Consider the following 6,438-nt stretch of genomic DNA (forward strand, 5'->3'; position numbering starts at 1 on the left):
GATGCCTGCACATCGCAGCTCCCGCGCAAGGCCTGCATCTGTTGGCGACCTTGCCGTCAGGCACGCCGAAACAAGCCGCGGTCGTGATCCGCGAGCGCGCCGGCATCGAGTGTCGGCTATTGTCCGAAGCGCGCATCGTGCAGCGCGGCCCGGATGGCTTTGTGCTGGGCTATTCGGGCTTCGCAACCCGCGATCTGATCGAAGCCGCGAAGGGGCTCGGCCGCGCGGCGGGGGACGTGCTCAATGATGTGCCACGACGTCGCGATCAGAAATTATAGTCGATGTAGAGTTTGTGCGTGGGCGCGGTGAATGCCGACGGCAGCGTGCCGGCATCCGGGTTCGCCTGCTCGGCGTCGCTGGCGGCAACCTGATCGCTGCGCGCGAGCTGATCGTTCATGCGCTTGCGCAAAGCGTCGAGCAGCGGCTCGCGCGGCACCTGGTTATAGGCATGTTCCTGGGTCGAGCACATGCCGACGCAACCGATCCGCATCGCCATCACAGCATCGCGCGGCGTCGCATTGGCGCTGCCGTGATGGCCGACCTTGTAGAAGTCGATCTTGCTGAGGATATCCGACGCCTTCTGCGTGAGCTTGGTGTGGCCCGGCGTGCCATAGGCGCCGCCATAGAGGAAATTTTCCCAATTGCCCCATTGCGCGTCGCCGGCGAACAGCAGGTTCTTGCCGCCGAACGAAAACAGGATAACCAGACTCTGGTTGTTCAGCGTCTTGTCGGCGGCGACAGCCTGCGCCGCCAATGCATCCGGCTGCGCGCCCTCGATCATGCGAACGATCTGGTTGGGGCCATACAGCTCGAACGCCTTGGCGCCGTAGGCTTCGTCGGTGGCCCGAAAGGCATCGGGGAACGGCTTCACCGGCTCCGATGAGTCCTGATCTTCCACCGCGCCGGACAGATATTGCTGGTTCTTGTTGGTCATCTGCGTGATCAAGGCGTCGTCGATGGGTGGCCCCAAAATCTGTGCCGTCAGCCCTGCCGCCTCGAGGTCCGGCGGCAGGTTCGCAACGTCGCCGGCCTTGTAGTAGTCATGCGCTGCCTGGCTCTTAAAGCCCTCGTGCAGCACTTTCAGCGCTTTTTGATTGGCCGAAACGCCGGCGGCGCCGAGGCCGCCGGTTATGTTCTCGGCCATCGCCAGCATCTCCTGGGTGGCGCCATCGGGTTGTGCGGCCAGGCGCGCACGAAACTGCTGGCAGAGATGACCGGCCATCGCGGCGAGGCTGGTCTGGAACGCGGCCGCCTTTGGGTTCGAGGGGTCCTCGAACCACGGCATCCAGACCCGATCGACCGCGATCTGGGCAAAGAGGTCGCTGCAGGTACCGAAGCCGGAGATGTGATCGGCATGCCGATGCGTCATGATGACGAGCGAGAGATGGTTGTTGCAGTCCCTCGCCATCTCGGTGACGGCGTCGCGGATGCTGCCGAGATCGCGGGCATGGACACCGCAGTCGATCAGGATATGGCTTGCACCCACCTTGCTCGGCACGCTGAGCAGGAAGAAATCGCCGAAGCCGACACGATACATGCGCACGCGCAAGCCGCTCGCCGCTTTCACCAACGCGCGGCTCTGCGATGGCGTGGCGTCGGGCGCGGAGATTGGTTTCCTTTGCGCCGTTCCGTTGTCCCGCTGCGGCGATCGCTTGGACGCATGACTGGCCCGCGCCGCTTTCGATTGCGCCTTCGATTGGGTCTTAGATGGAATCCTGGCCATGGTCAGACCCCCGCATGCAGCAGCGCGAAGTCGAGCCGGAAGCGCGAATCGTCGTCCGAGCCGGCCTTCGCTCCCGCCGCAGTCGCCATTCCGTTGGCGATATAGAAGTTGCGGATCCGCTCCTCGCGCTCGGCCTTGTAAAGCTTCGGAATCACAAAGCGGACGCGCGGATCCGGCAACTTGTCACGGTCCGGCGGGTCCTGGTCGATCAGCAGCGTGACGCCATTGCGCATCGGGAAGGTGCCGGGAATGCCCTGGCCAAAGGGAATCCGGGTCGTCTGCACCAGCTCGACCACCATCGTGACATAGAGCTTGCCGTTCTTGCCGGTGTGGAACATCGGATGAAACGAAGGTGCCGCGATTTCGCCGGCGCGCCGATCGAATCCGAGCAGGTCGGCATTTTCGGCGGCGTAGTTGCGCAGCACGTCGCCGTTGCGATCCTTCTCGTCCTTGGTAAGGCCGTTGGGGTCGCCGAACACAAGTCCCGGCACGCGCAGCCGCCCGTTCGAGATTTTCGGCCAGAACAGTGCGTCCTCGGAGAATGACGTTGCGCCCTCGGCAACGATTCCGCGCAGCCGGAAAGCCTGCATCAGAGCGTCGCGGATATGGTCCGGATCGTCCGGCGTGTAGTCCAGATGCGCGGTGAGCAGCGCGCGCAGGAAGTCGCCGAACGTGATATCGACCGGCGGGCAATAGTCGAGCGCGCGGGCGCAGATGCTGAAGAACTCCTCGGCGGTCCGGCTCGCCTCAATCGCCAGGCGGTTGGCGAGCGGCGCCGGCAGGTCCGACTTGTCGAGATTGCCGCCGCCGGAGCGGAAGATGCGGAACAGGTCGAAGGTCCTGCGGCTGTAGGTCGTGAAGTAGGCGTCGAAGATTGCGGCGACCAGGATCGAGCCGCGTTCATGCGGCTCGGTCTTGGTCGCAATCTCCTTGGCACTTTGCGGAGTCGGCGGCGTCGTCAGCGCGCTGCGCAGGCTGCATTGCCGCCCCGCGGCCTCGCCGAACTGCGTCGCCAGTGCAATCAGCGGGTTCTCCGCGCCGAATTGGGTCTGGATCACCGGCGCGGACCCGGATGCGAGATCCGTCTCGCTCTTCAGCTTGAAATCGAACAGCCGTCCGCCGGTCTTCTGCAGTGTGTCGACCAGCACCTCCTTGTGGGAGAAATGCAGGAACAGTGCCGAAAGATCGGCGAACGCCTCATGGAACGCCGCGACGTCGACATTGGTCGGCTCCATGAAATATTCGCGGATGCCGTCGACGATCGCATGCGTGGTCTCGTGCACGATGATGTCGTGCGACAGGCAGGTGAAGACGGTCTGCCCCGGCAGGTTGCGGCCAGGATTGCTCCGGCTGGCCTTGAAGTAGCCGAACAGGATCCCGTGCGCCTCGGGGCTATAGAACGCGTTGGCCTCGCACATCGCGTGCGGAAACAGATTGAGCCGGCGTGAGGCGCCCTTCGGGGCATGCGGCTTGCCGTCGCCGAGTCGCGTCCGCCAGCGGATCCGCCGGCCGAGCGCGTATTCGAACCGCTGCAGCGTCTCGCTCGCGACCGCATAGACCATCTGCTGATGGAAGCGCGGGTCGGCTTCCGATGGCGACAATCCCCCGCTCATCAGCAGCCGGGAATCGTCGAGGTCGACCGGTTTGTAGAAGGTGCGCTGGCTGCCATCATAGTCGATCACGGCGAAGCGTTCGCCGACCGGACCCGGCGAGAGCCGCTCGTAGGCGACTTGCGTGAGCATCTGGTTGCCGACGAAATTGCCGAGGCTCGGGTCAAATGCATAGACGTTGAGCGGGCGGATCGATGGCTGCGGAATCTCGGTCGAGGTGTAGATATCGATCGGCGGTTCGGTGCGTGGCGAAGCAGGGCGGGGCGGCGACCCCTGCAATGGTGTCGGAGCTGCGGCCGGCAGAGGCCGCTGCTCCCTGATCTCATCGCATCTGTATCGTGCCCGGTTGGACATGGTTGACCTGCGTCGATGGATGTCTGCTCAATAGTCTCCCGGGAACGGGAAGCGCGTGGGCGCAGCGATCTCGATGCCGAGGTGCTGTTGCAGCTCCACGCTGATATGGGCGCGTAGCCCGGCATCGCAGACCGCATAACCCCAGTTCATCAGCCGGTTCTGCTGGTCGCGCGGCATCTTCTCGAGCCGGGTCGGGATCGCCGCCAGCGGCGCCGGGTCGCGATGCAGGCAGCCGAGCGGGTCGGCGGACAAATGATAGTCGGCGAAATTGGTGCGGATGCCCCAATAGGTGCCGGTGTGATCGCCGCGGTTGTAAGCATCGATCAGTTGCCGCTTGCGCAGCGACCGGACCTGGTTGTCGACGACGTCGAGCACGCGCACCGCGTGGCGCGCCCAATCATGCGCGGGGTCTTGTTCCGGAGCGATCTTCTGGCCGGCGTCGCTGACCAGCAAGGTGGAGAAGCGCTTCACCGTCTCCAGGCCGAGATTGTCATAGACCCCGCCGTCGCTCAGGATCGCCTTGGTCGTGTAGGATGAATCGTGATTGAGGTCGGCGCCTTTGGTGGCGCGGACCGTCTGCTTGATCGGCAGCGTCAGCGGCGACAGGATCGGCGGAAACGCCGAGGACGCAGCGACCGCTGTGGCCAGGGTCACGTCGGGCGCATCGATCAGGCCGACGCGATAATCGCCCATATAGGGCCGCGAGAACCGCCACAGCGCTGCGGTCTGCACATTGGTCGCGTTGATGACGAAGCGCGGCGCGGCGCCGGCATGATCATCGGGCAGGTTGGCGAGCTTCGCGCCCTTGAACAGCACCTCGTCATAGGCCTTCGCGACACGATCGCTGATGCTGCCCGGCAGGAAGATGCCGCCGATGATTGCGCCGGCATCGACGTTGGTGTCCGCCATCACCTGCATGCCGTCGACGAAGAGCTGGAAGTTGGCAGCCTTGCCGTTACTGAACTCCAGCCTGTTCCAGAGCAGGCCGAGATAGGCCGCGGTGATCGAGCCACCGGAGACGCTGGAGATGCGCTTCAACTTCCCCAGCAGGCCGACTTCATTCAGCCGCCACAGCGCGCCGATATGGAACACCATGGCGCGATAGCCGCCGCCGGACAGCGACAGCGTGACGCCGTCCTCGCGCTCGGTCGATTCCGAATCGAGATCCGTAGGTTCCGTCGGCATGGCAAGCTCCCCCGTTTGTCATCGGTCGCGCGAACAGGGCCACACGTTCAGGGCGATTGAAAATAATGCAGCACGCGTCGCGTTGGACGGGGCGCGACGGCAACGGGCTACGGATAGGCATCCTGCGCTGTGTTCGTCGAGCTCTGCAGGATCCGCCGCAGCGTGATCGGCGTGCCGTCGGAGACGAATTGCAGCTCGTAGCTCCGCCCGGCCTGGTCGGTCGCCGAGCAGCTGACGCTCGCGACCTTCAGCGCGGCGAAGCTGCCGACCTGCCGGCACACCCCGTGGGACGCTTCTGTGGATGGCACCGGAATGCCATCGACCTTCGGTCGCGATTTGGAGTTCAGCAGCATGCGGTCGACCGGCAGCTCGTAAACGTCCTGCTGCACCCGCGAGCGGTGGCCGTTGAGGCCCGAAAACGCGATGATGTGGCTGTCGTCGTTGGGATCGTCGAGCGCAACGGTGAAGTGAGCCCGGCCCTTCTCGCTGTGGAAGAACGCGACTTCCTTGCATGGAAAGTCGCGGCCGTCGACCGTGAGCTTGCTGCAGGTGCCTGACATCAGCGCATAAAGATCGATATCGGGCCTTTGCTCGGGCTCGGCCGAGGCTGGCGTGCTCTGCGCCAGAGCGGGACCGGCGAGGCACAGCAACAGGGCCGTAACAACGCAGCGGCCCGCCAAGCGGTCGCGAACGCGGAGCCGGTCAGGGCGCAGGGGCATCGGCGGGCACGACCTCAGGGATGAGCTGGCCGAATCCTAGCCGAGTCAGGTTCGCGGCGAAAGAGGGCGGAAGATGATTTGCCCCAAGATGCGCCGGGAGCGGCCAGCTCTGGATAACCGATGCAAACATCGCGATTCATTTCGCCAGCAGCGTCTGCACCCGCAGCTTCCACAAATTCCAGACCCGGTCCATGATGACCATGTTGACCGCGTCGGCTTTCGTGCTTTCCTCAGGGCTGAGGAAGGTGACGTCGGGGCCGAGCGTCAGCGCCTGGGCCTGCAGCCGTGCATTGACGTCGGTGTAATAGGCGCGGAACACCGCGACCTTCACCGCGCCTCCGACGGCGACGTCACCGTGGCCGCGCATCAAAACGATCGCCTTGTCGCCGAGCGCCTGCGCCAGCGAGTCGCCGATCGCGTTGTTGCGCACCAGCATGTCGGTTGCGCCGAAATCCGTGGCGATATCCCACACCGGCGCCCCGGTGCCGAGGAAGGCGCCATTGTGGAACATCGGCTTTAGCTGCGTCTTGCTGTCGGCAAATGGAATCACACCCGGCGAATGCGCGTGCACGACCCCCATCACATCGGGGCGCGCCCGGTAGATCGCAGCGTGGATGAAGCGTTCGAGGAAGATGGCGCGGCCGCGCGCATCGACCGGCTCGCCGTTCTCGTCGAACTCCATGATGTCCTCGGCCGTGACCAGCGCCGGCGCGACCGAGCGCGCCATCAGGAAGTGCTTCGGGTTGGTCGGGGAGCGCGCGCTGACGTGGCCGAAGCCGTCGACGACGCCGAGATCGGCGAGGATGCGGCTACCGACCACGATGTCGTCGAGCACCTCGCGCGGGAC

5 protein-coding genes and 1 pseudogene are annotated in these 6,438 nt (G+C 64.8%); 1 reads left to right on the top strand and 5 read right to left on the bottom strand.

Annotation, left to right across the window (positions count from 1 at the left end):
- A pseudogene (locus tag WA702_RS20830) lies at window positions 1–278 on the top strand (PLP-dependent aminotransferase family protein); the annotation flags it as partial.
- On the opposite strand, the gene WA702_RS20835 reads toward WA702_RS20830, so the two are convergent.
- The 5 genes from WA702_RS20835 to WA702_RS20855 all read right to left on the bottom strand — a co-directional run.
- Window positions 266–1,567: an MBL fold metallo-hydrolase gene (locus WA702_RS20835; RefSeq protein ID WP_425112442.1), complete on the bottom strand. Its 1,302-nt coding sequence runs from the start codon at window positions 1,565–1,567 to the stop codon at window positions 266–268. The pseudogene WA702_RS20830 and the gene WA702_RS20835 sit on opposite strands and share 13 nt — an antisense overlap.
- A 158-nt stretch (window positions 1,568–1,725) precedes the next feature.
- Window positions 1,726–3,612, bottom strand: coding sequence for a peptidase M4 (locus WA702_RS20840; protein ID WP_425112438.1), 1,887 nt, complete (start codon window positions 3,610–3,612; stop codon window positions 1,726–1,728).
- 102 nt (window positions 3,613–3,714) lie between these two features.
- On the bottom strand, window positions 3,715–4,872 hold the full coding sequence (locus WA702_RS20845; RefSeq protein ID WP_425112439.1) for a patatin-like phospholipase family protein: 1,158 nt from the start codon (window positions 4,870–4,872) through the stop codon (window positions 3,715–3,717).
- 107 nt (window positions 4,873–4,979) lie between these two features.
- Window positions 4,980–5,591 (bottom strand): hypothetical protein, encoded by a 612-nt coding sequence (locus tag WA702_RS20850; RefSeq protein ID WP_425112440.1) that lies wholly within the window; start codon window positions 5,589–5,591, stop codon window positions 4,980–4,982.
- Between the two features lie 136 nt (window positions 5,592–5,727).
- The coding region (locus WA702_RS20855) for a class II aldolase/adducin family protein (protein ID WP_425112441.1) at window positions 5,728–6,438 on the bottom strand (711 nt) is incomplete at its 5' end.

The organism is Bradyrhizobium sp. (genome assembly GCF_049798375.1).
Classification (GTDB): domain Bacteria; phylum Pseudomonadota; class Alphaproteobacteria; order Rhizobiales; family Xanthobacteraceae; genus Bradyrhizobium.

What these genes read in the sequence shown, in the direction of transcription:
- WA702_RS20845 (WP_425112439.1), bottom strand. Translation starts at nt 4,872, where the DNA reads ATGCCGACGGAACCTACGGATCTCGATTCGGAATCGACCGAGCGCGAG.
- WA702_RS20850 (WP_425112440.1), bottom strand. Translation starts at nt 5,591, where the DNA reads ATGCCCCTGCGCCCTGACCGGCTCCGCGTTCGCGACCGCTTGGCGGGC.